This is a genomic window from Enterococcus spodopteracolus (genome assembly GCF_030441955.1).
In the GTDB taxonomy this organism is placed as follows: domain Bacteria; phylum Bacillota; class Bacilli; order Lactobacillales; family Enterococcaceae; genus Enterococcus_B; species Enterococcus_B spodopteracolus.
Genome location: NZ_JARJHD010000009.1, coordinates 1 through 13,086 on the forward strand (window position 1 = coordinate 1; position 13,086 = coordinate 13,086).

The following is a 13,086-nucleotide window of genomic DNA, read 5'->3' on the forward strand; positions in this document are numbered from 1 at the left end:
TAAGCTCAATTTGTTTGCTAGCATATTGCTTGCTTGTTAAAAATGTTTGTTGTCTTGAATTGAATCAAGACGCCCTACACATTTGGTTTGTCTTACTTTGTTCAGTTTTCAAAGGTCTACGTGATAAATGAAACACAACTGCCTCAACTTATCATTTGTGATTGCCGTAGCAACTTTTATATCTTAGCAAACTCTCGGATGATTGTCAACTATTTTTTAAAAGTTTTTTGAACTCGTTTTTCACGAGGTCGTTTTAGCAACTCACTCATCATAACTCATTGTTTGTTATTTGTCAACAACTTTTTTTACCTCTTCTTTTGCAGAGACAACATTCCTTGATGAATTCCTCAAACAACAAAAGTTATATTAACATGTGTTTTTCTATTCGTCAAGCACTATTTAAAGTTTTATTTACACGATTAAAATCAGTAATAAACAAAAAACAACAAAAAAAAATATACCATTTATTCTATTTAGTTGTCAATCACTATTTCTGATAAATCGATCTGGTATACTTTCAATTCTGATCCTCTTTATAGTAGAAATACGAAAAAGTCGAAATGTTTTATTTTAGAATATACGATTTACCTCTTACACTTTTTGCTAGTTATCACTAGTTTCTTTACGAAAAATAGGCAACGCGCCTTTGGTAATAAGCCAAAAAAACAGAGAACAGGTAAGTGAGATTTTGATTCTTTGGCTTGTTACTAAGGAAAAATCGATGATTCCAATTGCCTTTTTCAGTATGTAACACAATTGGATACAGTCTATTCATGTAAAATCAATTGCTCCATCAATCGTTGATCGTAGCCAACAAACAGCGCATCATCGATGATGATCAAGGGACGTCTAAAAAGATGACGTTGCGTAGTGCACAAAAATAGAAGTTGATCTTCCTGTTTTTTTGGAAGTCCAGCTTTAATTTTTTTGAATTCAAATGACCATGTAGTAAATAATTGTTCAATATCTGCATTTTCAAAACTACATAACTCCTTGACTTCTTTATTACTTAAAGCTCTACTTTCTAGATCAACAAATTGATAAGATAAGTTCTTTTTCTCTAACCATTGGATGGCTTTAACCGTTATGGTGCAATTCGTTGAACTATAGATTTTGATATTCACAACGTCTCCTCCTATTCTTACGAATACAAGACACTATGTTTCATATAAATCAAGTTTCTTGCGACACCTCGTATTTCTCTAGGAATAAATGCTCGTATTTCATCTTCATTGAATCCAATCAATACTCTTTTTTCATCAAGTAGAATCGGACGTCTAAGTAAAGATGGATATTCTTTGAACAAGCGAATCATTTCTTTTAGAGATAAATCATTAAAATCGATTCCTAATTTCTCATAAACTTTTGAACGAGTAGAAATAATATCTTCGACTCCACCTTCTGTTGCGGCCAATATTTGTCGTATCTCATTTTCTGATAGAGGTTCTGCAAAGATATTCTTTTCTTCAAAATCAAGATGATTCGTTTGTAACCATGCTTTGGCCTTTCTGCAAGATGTACAGCTAGGCGAAGTGTATAGTTTTATCATTTTCTCACTCCTTTTTAATTGTAATCCCATTCTAAACGTAATCTCAAAATAATGCCAGTCATACGCTATCCTCAAAATAAATAAAATTTGATTAATCACATATAATCGTTATTTAAAATACCATTTAAAGGTTATATACCGTTTATAAATAAAGATTATTAAAAAACGACATAAATAATAAAAGTTATATATTTATTTGGATAAAAAAGCAAAGCGAATGTATTTTTACTCGCTTTGCTTTTCGTAATTTATTTGATTTTTTTAACTTTACAACCTGTTTCTTTAATAAAACGGGAAGGTTGTAATTTTCTTTTCCCTTTAAACTCAGGTACACATAAATAAAGACGATTCCTTGCTCTAGTCATTGCGACATAAAAAAGACGCCTCTCTTCCTCAATCGTCGTTAATGGTTCGATTTTCAACTCACTTTTCAGTCTTTTGTCTTTTGCTACCGCACCATTGTAAGGAATCATCCCTTCATTACAACCGATTAAAAAAACGTTACGATAACTTAAACCTTTACTTTTGTGAATACTCTGGATACATAATGCATCTAGTTTCCCCTTACGATAAGCAATCAACCTTGTTTTTAGTTCTGCTGCAATTCCTTGGATCTCAAGATACAATTTTTTCAATTGTGGGATCGTTGGATATTGTCCGACAGTCTGCAGCAGCCATTCTTTGTCACCTTGCTCGATTTCTTTATTCGGTCTTGGCAACCGACAATAGGCCTCAATCAGTGAAACACATGACCGCTTCGTTGGTTGAGCAAATGTTTCTAGCACGCTGACAAATGTCTTTAGTTCTTTTTCTCTAGTTTCTAAATTAGGACGCCGTTTTAAAATATAAGCGACAATATCTTGGTCACTGTTTTTATTAGAGAAAAATTGGTCACATTCATTTGTTTTCAGATAACAATTAATCATCAACTGTCGTAATAACTGTTGGTGTGCTTGCACTTTTATCGGTGTTGCCGCATCATACCAACCGATAAATTTTTGATAAAATTGATAAAAAAGCTTAATTCCGTAGATCCCCGCATATTGGGTATCTGCTTCTAGTACAAATGGAATATCTGTTTGGATCAAACGTTGCACTAATGCTTGTGTTTGTGATAATGAACGATATAAAATAATAGATTCTTTGTATTTTCCTTTGTCTTCTATAAAGGCATATACTTGCTGAATCAACCAGTCACTTTCCTCTTGTACCGTTTTAAATGATAATGCCTGTAATACGCCTGGTTCCTTTTGTGCTGGTACCATCGCTTTAGGTATGCGATCCTCTTTATTGTACGTGATCAATCGATTCGCTCCTTGAACGATCGACGCTCGCGAACGATAATTGGTCAATAGAAAGAGTGTTTTTGTTGGATATTCTTTCTCAAACTGTTTAATATAATCAGGTTCTGATCCTCTAAAGCCATAGATACTTTGATCATCATCTCCAACGATGATCAACTTGATCGGCGAGTCTTTCGTAATCAACTGAACGATTGCCCATTGCAAAGGATTCGTGTCTTGAAACTCGTCGATAAACAAGTAATCGTATTTTTGACCTACATATCTTCTGACATCTACATGAGAAAGAGCATTTTTTAAATTTTGCAGAACATCATTGAATTCAAAAAGTCGTTGCTTTTGTTTTTCTTCATATAGTTCAGTCATTAATTGATCCATACGCTCAGAGATGGGGTGACGTGGGTCTTTTTCAATGGAATCAAATCTCTTTTTGATCAATTGGATGATCTCCTGTCGGGAGAGATTCATGTTTTGCCAATAATCCAATCGGTTAGCGATCGTTTTCTCACCATACTGATCGAAAGAATATAGTTGATATTTTTTTATTAGTTTCTGTAGTAAAATATTTACTTTATATGGTGTGTCTTTAGAAAACTCACCTTGAATCCCTTCGGCAGAAAGATCCGGAAACTGCCGTTTGATATCACTGTAGAGACGATAAAAAATACTATGAAAAGTTCCGATCGTCACATTCGTTTTTCTTTGACTAAAATTATCCACCCGTTTTTTCAATTCATTGGCAGCATTTCTAGTAAAGGTAATCATTAAGATCCTTTGCTCTTCTACTTGTTCTTCATTCATCAGATATACAGCTTTCGCACATATTGTTTGTGTTTTTCCACTTCCTGCACCTGCGATGATTCGTAAGTGTTTGCTCATATCATAAGTGATTGCTGCTTTTTGTTCATTATTGAATCGATTATAAGAACGCTTCTCAATATGTTCAAAAAATGATTCATTTGGCTGTTCTTCCTCATGGTGTTCTTCTACCAACCCTGGTGCTTCCCCATATGCAGCTTCATAACTAGCAATTATTTCTTCTTGCATTCGAAAAATTTGTTGGAGCTTTTTATATTTTCTATCCCAATGGCTGATTTCTCTTTGCAATCGAAGAATTTCTTTCTCATTTTCTTGATTGATCATCTTCCCCATCTTTCTTTTATTTATTTTCTACTCCATTTATTTTCTTTATACTACCAGACCTTTACAAAAAATAAAATGGGGCTTCATCCTTTTACGATCGTTGTCTTAGGAAGAAACAAAAGAATCTCTACTATAAACTGATGTATTTGATAAGTACCTAAAACTAATGAGAACCACAAAAAAGCAAAACTAACTTTTCCTTTACCTTTAAAAGTAAAAATAGGCAGTCAAATCCAAAAATGATTTCCATCATTCAAGATTTGGCTGCCTATTTATCAAAATACTAATTTTTATTCATGAACAGTTACTATTAGTAGCTGTACTCTTTCACTGCACTTGACTTACGAACGACTAATTGCCAGTGTAAATTGTGTGCAGTTTCATTGTCTTCATCTGCGCAATTGAGCACACGAACCATCAAACTGTTCTCATAGATTTTTTCAATTTCTGCTTCAATTGGAGAACAAAATAAATCTGATACAAATGCGTACGTTTTACCGACTTCAAATAGATTTTCATTTTCCATGCTATTTCCTCCATTATGTTGTGCATATGGCACAACTTCTTTTGATAAAAATTTCGAATCTGTTACCTCTATTGACAAACTCACCTTCTTAAAGGCTTGCATTTTAACATAGAAATTACCTCGTTGCTGATATCAGAAGGCAACAACAAAAGGGGAAGGGGAGTTGCTGCCTTCTATTAAGAAGTTGTTAAAACAAAATATAAGAACGTGTCACTTACATTTATCTTCGCAACCTCTACTAATTTTTAACATAAATTTTTAAACATAACACAGAAATATCATAAAAAGTTCTTTTGACATCAAAACTGTTAATTAATCTCACTCTTTTTGGTATAATCCTACGTTTAGTTGAAAATTTAAAGATGATTTGATAGTTTTATAGGAAATTTTTTAATTATTTAGAGATAAACATGTCTTTTATTTTTTACATAAGAAAAAGCATTTCATTCTTATATAACAAATATGTTACAAAATCCACTTAGTTAACGATTTTGATGTCAAAACATCCTTTTATGAATCGAAAAACTTTTTTTGTGTCTTTTCGCTTATTATAGTATTCGGAGGTACGTATAGAGATGAAAAATAAAGTGGTAAATCGAATATTGGCAATATTATTCAACGGAAAACAAGATGAAGAAGATATGACTTACATCCAAGTGAAGTTTGCTCTGGAAGTTTTGCTGAACAACCTTGGAAAACTTGCTGTCGTTTTTGTATTTTCTTTATTGACAGGCACGTGGGCAGAAACAGGAATGACTTTCCTTTCATATATCTGTATTCGCAGATATGCTTACGGTCTCCATTCCGATTCTGAATTTGTTTGCTTACTTTGGACTTTGCTTTATTTGTGGGGGGTTCCCTTAGTAATGAAACATTATCAATTGACTTTCTCTTTCCCTATGATGGTCCTTTTGTTAATTGTTTGTTTTTTCCTTTTGCTTCGCTATGGATCAAGAGGCACAGCCCTTAACCCGATTGCACCAGAGAAACGCCCACCTCTACTAAAAAAAGCAATTTTCATGTATCTTTTATTTGCAGTACTCACATTATTTTTCTCTGCTTCTTACTTTTCTACCTATTTACTACTTGGGATTATTTTAGAAATAGCTACGTTGCTTCCAGTTACAAATTACATGATGAATATTGGAGGAATTTTTTATGAAAAAAACAATCGTTAAACAATTAACTAACCTTTCTGATTTCTTTGTATCTGGCTGCTGCTTCGGTATGAGCTCAGAATTTAAAATACCTGAAAAATTAAAAAAATAATATTATAAATATGCTATAATTTGGGAAAACGCAATGGGAGCTGTGCTTTATGTTTTTGTGGTCCATAGCCTTGCAATATCTGATTTACACAAGTTCTATCTTAATCATCAATTCCCAAATTAAAAATAAATACCTATTTTCTACGTTTAGTCTCTTGGCAGCAGTCCTGTTGGGAATACTTTACCCGATTTTAGGTATTTTTTCTGCACTTGTCGCAATTGCCATGTTGAGTCTACTTTTCTTTTTCTTTTCATCCTCGCGCCAACATATGATCTACGCATTACCTTTGGGATTATTAGCTTCCATTTTAGGTGATCATTTGACGAGCGTCGCGGATTTTTTAGTATTGGAATCTGCTGTTATTGAACCTGGAGATGCATTACAATATTTCCATATAACTGTATCAGCGATTTTATCTTTATTATTTGCGTATGGATTCAAAAAGTTTTTAGATAATTGGTCCGCTAGTGTTGACCGTCGAATGATTGGTACAATCGGTTCATTGGTTTTACTCACCTACTATATCATTATTTTTTATACACGGTTTTCTGGTGAAACGCCAAAAGTACTAGCATTAAATACGAGCTTTTTTATCCTTTATCTGTGTGTCGGACTAATTATCTTGATTTACTATTGGAAAATATCCAATAAAAAGATGGCAGATCAATTATTGGAACAACGTATCCAATTACAGCAAGATTACATTAGAGATCTAGAAAAAAATTATCAAGAGCTTAGAGAGTTTAAACACGATTATCAAAATCTGTTGTTTTCTTTGAATAGTTATATTTCTGAAGGCGATCTTGAGGGCTTACAAAAATATTACAACCAAACGATTTTACCTACACGTGAAATGATGAATCTCTTCCCAGCAAATCTTAGCTTACTAGACAAAATGAAGGTACCTGAAATAAGAAGTCTATTCTCTTTAAAATTAATGATGGCACAAGAAAAAGGTATCTCTGTCCAATTGACCGTTCCAGATGAAATCGTCATTGGTAAAAAATATACGATCAATTTGGTAAGAATGCTTGGTATTATTCTTGACAATGCAATCGAAGGTGCAACAGTAACTAAAAAGAAAAAAATCGAAGTACTGATCATCAAGAAAAAACAGTCGTTGATGATACGTGTCATCAACACCACTACGAATACGTTTCCATTGAGTAAGTTAAAACAAAAAGGCTTCTCGACGAAAACAAATCCCAAAAATGAAGGATTAGGTTTATTTATTCTTGATGAGTTAACAAAAACGAATCCTTATCTTTTTCTTGAAACATCGATTGAGAATCAGCGATTTTCACAAACAATCCATATACAATTAAAGGAGTAATTTTATGATTCCCATTTACATTTGTGAAGACGATCCGAAACAACTGGAAGTCATCTCTACAGTAATCAAGAATCGGATCATGATTGAAAATTTGGATAGTTATGTCCATATTGCAACTTCTGATCCTATTGAACTCCTCAATGCAGCAAGGATACGTACGTCTTCTTTTGGTATTTATTTTTTGGATATCGAACTGAAAGACAGTGAATTAGATGGCATTGCCATTGGAAAACGAGTACGTGACTTGGACTCGCTTGGAAAAATCATTTATGTTACTTCACACACCGATCTTTCCATGACGATTTTGAAAAGCAACATTGAGCCGACTGATTATATCATCAAAGAAGATATTTTTGATCTTAAAGAAAATGTTGAACGTATCTTAAGTAAAATATTCGAAGATTTCCAAACTGCGCCATTACAAAAGGATATTTTTAGAATTGAATTCAATGATGAAATCAAATTTTTACCTATTCGAGATATCCAATACTTTTCTACTGCTCAAGGTACTCCTCATAAACTTGAGGTCCATTTGACACATGCCCAGATGCAGTTTTATGAGAAGATAAAAGATATCGAAAAGAAAAGTCAACACTTTATCCGCTGTCACAAATCTTATGTTATCAATACCCAAAATGTCCAAACAATCAATAAGAAAACACGAGAAGTGACTCTATCTAATGGGGAAGTGATCCCTGTTTCGATTCGTGGGCTAAAGAAGTTGATTTCTTGAAAGACAATAAAATAAATAAATTCTTTTTAATAAAGAAAAGAAACGAAGAATGAATGAAAAAGTCGTAAATCCTCTTTTCCATTCATTCTTCGTTTTTAGTATCGTTTAATGCGCGATCATTTCTTGCGCGATTTCTTTTCCAGTCATTTCTTCAGGATAGAAAGTTGGCCAATTATCCATTTCTTCTAGTAAAGCTTCTTGGCTATCATTTCCTAAATAGATATGGAAATGGTCCGATTTGGTAGGCGCAATCGAGTGGTCACTGAATTGTATATACTTAAACGCACCAGAATCAGGATCTTCTGCTTCAAACAAGAAACGGACACCGCGATTACCTGCTGAATAGTTCAAGATTTCTTTACCCGCATAACGGTATTTCGATTCTTTCACTTCGCCATCCTTGAAAGTAAAGATCATCGTATCATCTTTGATCTCAATTTTTTCGACATCTGTTTTGTAGCCTATTTCATAGTATTCACGATATTCTTCAACTGTCATATCTGGGTTTGTTTTGGCTTTATATTCAAATACTTGATCAAACGTTCCATCTGCCATATACGTATCGACAGTTTGCCAGATACCATTCCAATCTGACAATGGACGGTCTTGGACCTCTGAATCTTCAAAATAACCATTGTAGATTGTTTTTTCTTTCTCCGGCTTCAACGTATCTTCCAATGGATTCTCAATGTCCGTTGTTTTTTGGAGCGCTTTTAAGTTTGCTTCCATGATTGAAATATACGTTTCACCGTTATCCATTTGCTCTTTTGTCAGTCCTTCTAAAGGATTCAATACTGCTAACGATACGCCTGCTTCAGTAGCTAACGTACGAGCGATACTGTCCTTGGCATTCTCTTCAAAATAGATATATTCAATCCCATGGTCTTCAACAAATTCTTTTAACTCGGCAATTCTTGCAGCAGATGGTTCTTCACTTGAAGAAAGACCGGCAATTGGTACTTGATTAAGACCATATTCTAGAGCTAAATAATTGAACGCAGCGTGTTGGGTTACAAATGATTTTTGTTTTGCTTGACCTAATGTTTCTTTAAAAGTGTTGTGTAACGCTTCTAATTCTTCTAAATAAGAGGCAGCATTTTCAGTGAATGCTTCTTCTTTTTCAGGATATGCCTCAATCAATTGGTCACGAATCGTTTCTACTTGCTTCATCGCTAGATTAGGAGCTAACCAAACATGTGGATCTAATTCATGAGAATGACCGTGGTCTCCGTGAGCGTGATCATGGTCATCCGCATGATCATCGTGATCGTGGTCTTCGTCGTCATGATCGTGGTGATGGCAATGACCATCCCCAGGCAATAACAACATTCCTTCTGTTGCTTTGATTGGAAGTACCTCGCCCTCTTTTAAAGTATGTTCAATTGCTGGAACCCAAGTTTCCATATTTTCATCATTATAAACAAAAACATCAGCATTTTGGATTTTTGCCATATCTCTTGCAGAAGGTTCGTAGTCATGTGAATCTGTTCCAGCTGGAATCAATAATTCAACATTTCCCTCTTCACCAACTACTTGCTTCGTAAATTCGTACATTGGATAAAATGTTGTCATTACATTTAAGCTTTCATCATTTTGTCCATTTGTATTTGTTGTAGTACCTCCTGTGCCACAACTTGCAAGGATCCCTGTCAACAGTAATCCTCCTACCACCTTGATCCAACGTTTCATTTTATTCGCTCCTTCTCATCTTCTTTCTCTATTTGATTACGATTAATAAGTATAAATCGTAATAGTTACGTTTTAGCAACAGGAATTAATTTAGCATAGAATCAAAGTAACCGTCAAGTATTATTACTAAATTTATTTTATTATCGAAATTCGATTGATTTTTCAACTGTATTATTTTCTTTTTATACCCGTTTCAGATTATAATAACTTGAAGTAGGACAAGGTTATGAGAAAAGCATTTTGACCTGAACAGTAAGCTGGGAAATCAGAAAATAGCTTTCCATATTTTTTGATTTTTCAGCTTACTGTTGAAGGTCAGCTTTTCGAACACCGTTTATTAGGTTGTGAGAAAGATGTTCAGCTCTAAGTAGTAAGACAGAATTTGAGAAAATAGCTTCTCATATTTTTCACAGTTGGCTGACTATTAAAAAGGCTTCATTGGATCTCAACAGTTGCTTCGTAAGAATAGCCCAACCCCTAAAAAAAACTGCTTATTTCAAGAGAAAGGAGAACTATCGTGGAAAACAAACCGAAAGAATCTTCCCGACTGATTCGTTTTTTAGGAGGGAAAACTTCGTATTACGTTCTAGGATTACTTGTGATGATCGCATTGGTCATTTACTTTTTCCAAAAGATTGCTTTTATATTCAAACCCCTGGTTGTCATTTTCATCACGACTTTACCACCAGTCCTTTTTGCTTTGGTCTTATATTATTTATTAGAACCTTTGATCAAACGTCTCAGCAAGAAACTCTCACGTAATCTGTCAGTCATTTTAGTTTTTGTTATTATTTTATTGCTGATTGGCTTAGGAGGTGTCTGGCTGTTTCCATTTTTAGAACAGCAAGCAACCACATTGATTCAACAACTACCTGACCTATTCCAAGATTTCCAACAAACGTTGAAGGACTTTTTAGCACAGACACCATTTTCTGATTCGTTCAATCAATTCTTTGCATCGATTGATGATTTCACCGATAACTTTACTTCATTCATCGGTAACTATTGGCAGAGCGGTGCCGAAAGTCTAGGAAATCTATTCTCAGCGGTCACAACGACCTTTATCACTTTATTTACTGGTCCGATCATTGCCTTTTTCCTTTTAAAAGATCCGCACAATTTTTATCAAGCGGTCTTAGGTATCGTTCCCCCAAAATTTCGCACAGATTTTCGGACATTGACTAAAATTGCGAACCAACAATTAGGTGCTTTCTTAAAAGGACAAATCATCGCTTCTTTCATTTTAGGTGCCGTTTATTGGGTAACTTTCTTATTGATTGGCTTAGAATTTGCAAGTATTCTGGCTATTGCAGCTGGTTTATTATGTATTATTCCTTATATCGGTCCATTCATCGCTTTCTTTCCTGGACTATTCATTGCTTTTCAAGATTCGACGTTCATGGCTGTAAAATTTGTGATTGTCTGGTTCGTTGTCCAGTTGCTTCACGGAGATCTTGTGGTCCCTCGTGTGATGGGTGATCGGTTACAGATCCACCCCATCACGATTTTGATTGTCTTATTAGTCATGGGAGATCTTCTAGGAATCATGGGCGTCATTTTTGGTATCCCGATCTATACATTGATCAAACTACTTGTTGTTTTTCTCTTTAGAAAATTCAAACAGCGTTACAATAAGTTTTATGGGGATCAAGGGGTTTATCAAAAAGCTGATTTTTCAGAGAAGGATTACTTTAAGTAACAAAAAAGGAAAGGCGTGAGACATGAGTCCACTCCTATCTTCAAAAAAACTATACGGTATTCATCGAGCAACATTTCAGAGATAAGTAAATCCCATAAATAAGCAGCAAAAGCTATTCATGCTTTTGCTGCTTATTTTTAAAACTATTTGTTTGTCACAGTCTCTACTTTTCTTGCACTAATAGTGCGACTGCTTGATAAGGCTGTAACGTCATTTCTTTTTCAACTGTCGTTGGGTAGTTACTGATCAATACTTCCGCACCTACAAATTCTTCCGGTAATTCCACCGAAGTTTCTTTCGCGTAAAAATTGGTCAGAACTAATAATTTTTGATCATCGGTTTGTCTAATATAGCCATAAACTTGTGGATGCTCAGGTGCATAGGCTTTGTAATCACCATTAGCAATCACTGGATATGTTTTTCTAAGTTGGATCAGTCTTTGGTAATAGGCAAAAATCGACTGTTCTTGCTTTTGCTCATTGGCTACATTGATTGTTTCGTGCTTCGATGCTAAAGGTAACCAAGGTGTTCCTGACGTGAAGCCAGCCTGTGGTTCATCCGTCCACTGCATCGGTGTGCGTGAATTATCTCGTGACTTTGCTTTAATTCGTCGAAAGGCTTCTTCTGGCGTGAATCCTTGTTCTTGTAACAGGTTATATGCGTTTAAGCTTTCAATGTCCCGATAGTCAGAAATCGAATCGAAGTCAGGATCGATCATGCCGATTTCTTCTCCCATATAGATATACGGAGTACCTCGATTTAAATGGATCATCGTGGCCAACATTTCTGCCCCTTGTTTATGATACTGTTCGACGTCGACAAAACGATTTAAAGCACGTGGCTGATCATGGTTATTCAAAAATAGTGCATTCCAGCCATTTCCTGCGCTCATTTCTTCTCCCCAAGTATGGAACAAACGCTTTAATTCTTCAAAATCAAATGGCGGAGTTGTCCATTTATTGCCATTCTCATAATCGACTTTTAAATGGTGGAAATTAAATACCATGGACAATTCATTTCGTTCAGGTGACGTATATAAAAGACAGTTTTCGATAGTCGTTGAACTCATTTCCCCTACCGTTATGATTTCAGGGTCTTGGCCAAATGTTTCTTTATTCAAGCGTTGTAAATACGTATGAGTAATTGGTTTATCTGTGTACTCGGCTTTCCCTTCATTTTCCGCGTTGTTTTTCAGTTCCTCGTCTTTTCCGATCACGTTGATTACATCAAAACGGAACCCTTTGACACCTTTAGCCATCCAAAAACGAACAACTTTGAATAATTCTTGTTGTACTGCTTCATTACGCCAATTCAAATCGGCTTGCGTTTTATCATACAAATGCAAATAGTATTTCCCTGTTTCGCCGAATGGCGCCCAAGCGTTCCCACCGAATTTTGATACCCAATCTGTTGGTTCATCTCTTAAAATAAAGAAATCTTGATAGTACTTGTCTCCAGCTAATGCTTTTTGAAACCATTCATGTTCAATAGAGACATGATTCAATACCATATCTAGCATGATGTCGATCTGATATTTTTTTGCTTCAGCAACTAGCTCTTCAAAGTCAGCCATCGTACCGAATAATGGATCGATTGCTTGATAATCAGAGATATCATACCCATTGTCTTTTTGCGGGCTTGGATAAAAGGGGTTCAACCAAATCATATCAATGCCCAATTCATTTAAATAAGGCAATTTTTCTTTGACTCCTGGTAAATCACCAATCCCATCACCATTCGTGTCACGATATGACTTGGGATAAATCTGATAAATCACTTTTTCTGTAAACGCCATAAGCCTGTACCTCCAGCTGATTTTTAACTTATATATACAAGTTTATAAC

Annotated in this window: 10 protein-coding genes; 4 read left to right on the forward strand and 6 right to left on the reverse strand. The window is 34.9% G+C overall.

All coding sequences use genetic code 11. The features are described from left to right. Window positions 1-767 precede the first annotated feature (767 nt). The 4 genes from P3R27_RS10490 to P3R27_RS10505 all read right to left on the reverse strand — a co-directional run bounded on the left by P3R27_RS10490 (window position 768) and on the right by P3R27_RS10505 (window position 4,519). Entirely contained in the window at window positions 768-1,124 is a 357-nt protein-coding gene (locus P3R27_RS10490) for an ArsC/Spx/MgsR family protein (RefSeq protein ID WP_034690067.1), read from the reverse strand. A 17-nt stretch (window positions 1,125-1,141) separates the two neighbouring features. After that, the gene (gene spx / locus P3R27_RS10495; protein ID WP_019724106.1) at window positions 1,142-1,549 is read right to left on the reverse strand and encodes a transcriptional regulator Spx; all 408 of its coding nucleotides are present in this window, start codon (window positions 1,547-1,549) and stop codon (window positions 1,142-1,144) included. 248 nt (window positions 1,550-1,797) lie between these two features. Continuing rightward, window positions 1,798-4,002, reverse strand: coding sequence for an ATP-dependent helicase (locus P3R27_RS10500; protein WP_034690064.1), 2,205 nt, complete (start codon window positions 4,000-4,002; stop codon window positions 1,798-1,800). A gap of 301 nt (window positions 4,003-4,303) precedes the next feature. Then, window positions 4,304-4,519, reverse strand: coding sequence for a hypothetical protein (locus tag P3R27_RS10505; protein WP_010736344.1), 216 nt, complete (start codon window positions 4,517-4,519; stop codon window positions 4,304-4,306). Window positions 4,520-5,094: 575 nt separating this feature from the next. Here P3R27_RS10505 and P3R27_RS10510 point away from each other — a divergent pair. From P3R27_RS10510 to P3R27_RS10520, 3 genes are all read left to right on the forward strand, one after another. Further along, a complete protein-coding gene (locus tag P3R27_RS10510) occupies window positions 5,095-5,697 on the forward strand; it encodes an accessory gene regulator B family protein (protein WP_010736345.1) in 603 nt (200 codons plus the stop codon). A 140-nt stretch (window positions 5,698-5,837) separates the two neighbouring features. Further along, window positions 5,838-7,121 (forward strand): sensor histidine kinase, encoded by a 1,284-nt coding sequence (locus tag P3R27_RS10515; protein ID WP_034690062.1) that lies wholly within the window; start codon window positions 5,838-5,840, stop codon window positions 7,119-7,121. A 4-nt stretch (window positions 7,122-7,125) separates the two neighbouring features. Continuing rightward, window positions 7,126-7,854 carry a LytR/AlgR family response regulator transcription factor gene (locus P3R27_RS10520; protein ID WP_010736348.1) on the forward strand — a complete coding sequence of 243 codons (729 nt, stop codon included), beginning with the start codon at window positions 7,126-7,128 and terminating at the stop codon, window positions 7,852-7,854. A 105-nt stretch (window positions 7,855-7,959) separates the two neighbouring features. On the opposite strand, the gene P3R27_RS10525 is transcribed toward P3R27_RS10520, so the two are convergent. Beyond that, complete coding sequence (locus tag P3R27_RS10525) at window positions 7,960-9,543, reverse strand: zinc ABC transporter substrate-binding protein AdcA (RefSeq protein ID WP_034690060.1); 1,584 nt, start codon at window positions 9,541-9,543, stop codon at window positions 7,960-7,962. Between the two features lie 517 nt (window positions 9,544-10,060). On the opposite strand from P3R27_RS10525, the gene P3R27_RS10530 reads away from it, so the two are divergent. Beyond that, the gene (locus tag P3R27_RS10530; RefSeq protein ID WP_034690058.1) at window positions 10,061-11,242 is read left to right on the forward strand and encodes an AI-2E family transporter; all 1,182 of its coding nucleotides are present in this window, start codon (window positions 10,061-10,063) and stop codon (window positions 11,240-11,242) included. A gap of 163 nt (window positions 11,243-11,405) precedes the next feature. Here P3R27_RS10530 and treC read toward each other — a convergent pair whose 3' ends face one another. After that, window positions 11,406-13,037: an alpha,alpha-phosphotrehalase gene (gene treC, locus P3R27_RS10535; RefSeq protein WP_126133885.1), complete on the reverse strand. Its 1,632-nt coding sequence runs from the start codon at window positions 13,035-13,037 to the stop codon at window positions 11,406-11,408. Window positions 13,038-13,086: the final 49 nt, after the last annotated feature.

Excerpts from the sequence above, each read along its gene's own strand:
- spx (WP_019724106.1), bottom strand. The coding sequence starts at position 1,549 with ATGATAAAACTATACACTTCGCCTAGCTGTACATCTTGCAGAAAGGCC.
- P3R27_RS10500 (WP_034690064.1), bottom strand. The coding sequence starts at position 4,002 with ATGGGGAAGATGATCAATCAAGAAAATGAGAAAGAAATTCTTCGATTG.
- P3R27_RS10505 (WP_010736344.1), bottom strand. The coding sequence starts at position 4,519 with ATGGAAAATGAAAATCTATTTGAAGTCGGTAAAACGTACGCATTTGTA.
- P3R27_RS10510 (WP_010736345.1), top strand. The coding sequence starts at position 5,095 with ATGAAAAATAAAGTGGTAAATCGAATATTGGCAATATTATTCAACGGA.
- P3R27_RS10515 (WP_034690062.1), top strand. The coding sequence starts at position 5,838 with ATGTTTTTGTGGTCCATAGCCTTGCAATATCTGATTTACACAAGTTCT.
- P3R27_RS10520 (WP_010736348.1), top strand. The coding sequence starts at position 7,126 with ATGATTCCCATTTACATTTGTGAAGACGATCCGAAACAACTGGAAGTC.
- P3R27_RS10525 (WP_034690060.1), bottom strand. The coding sequence starts at position 9,543 with ATGAAACGTTGGATCAAGGTGGTAGGAGGATTACTGTTGACAGGGATC.
- treC (WP_126133885.1), bottom strand. The coding sequence starts at position 13,037 with ATGGCGTTTACAGAAAAAGTGATTTATCAGATTTATCCCAAGTCATAT.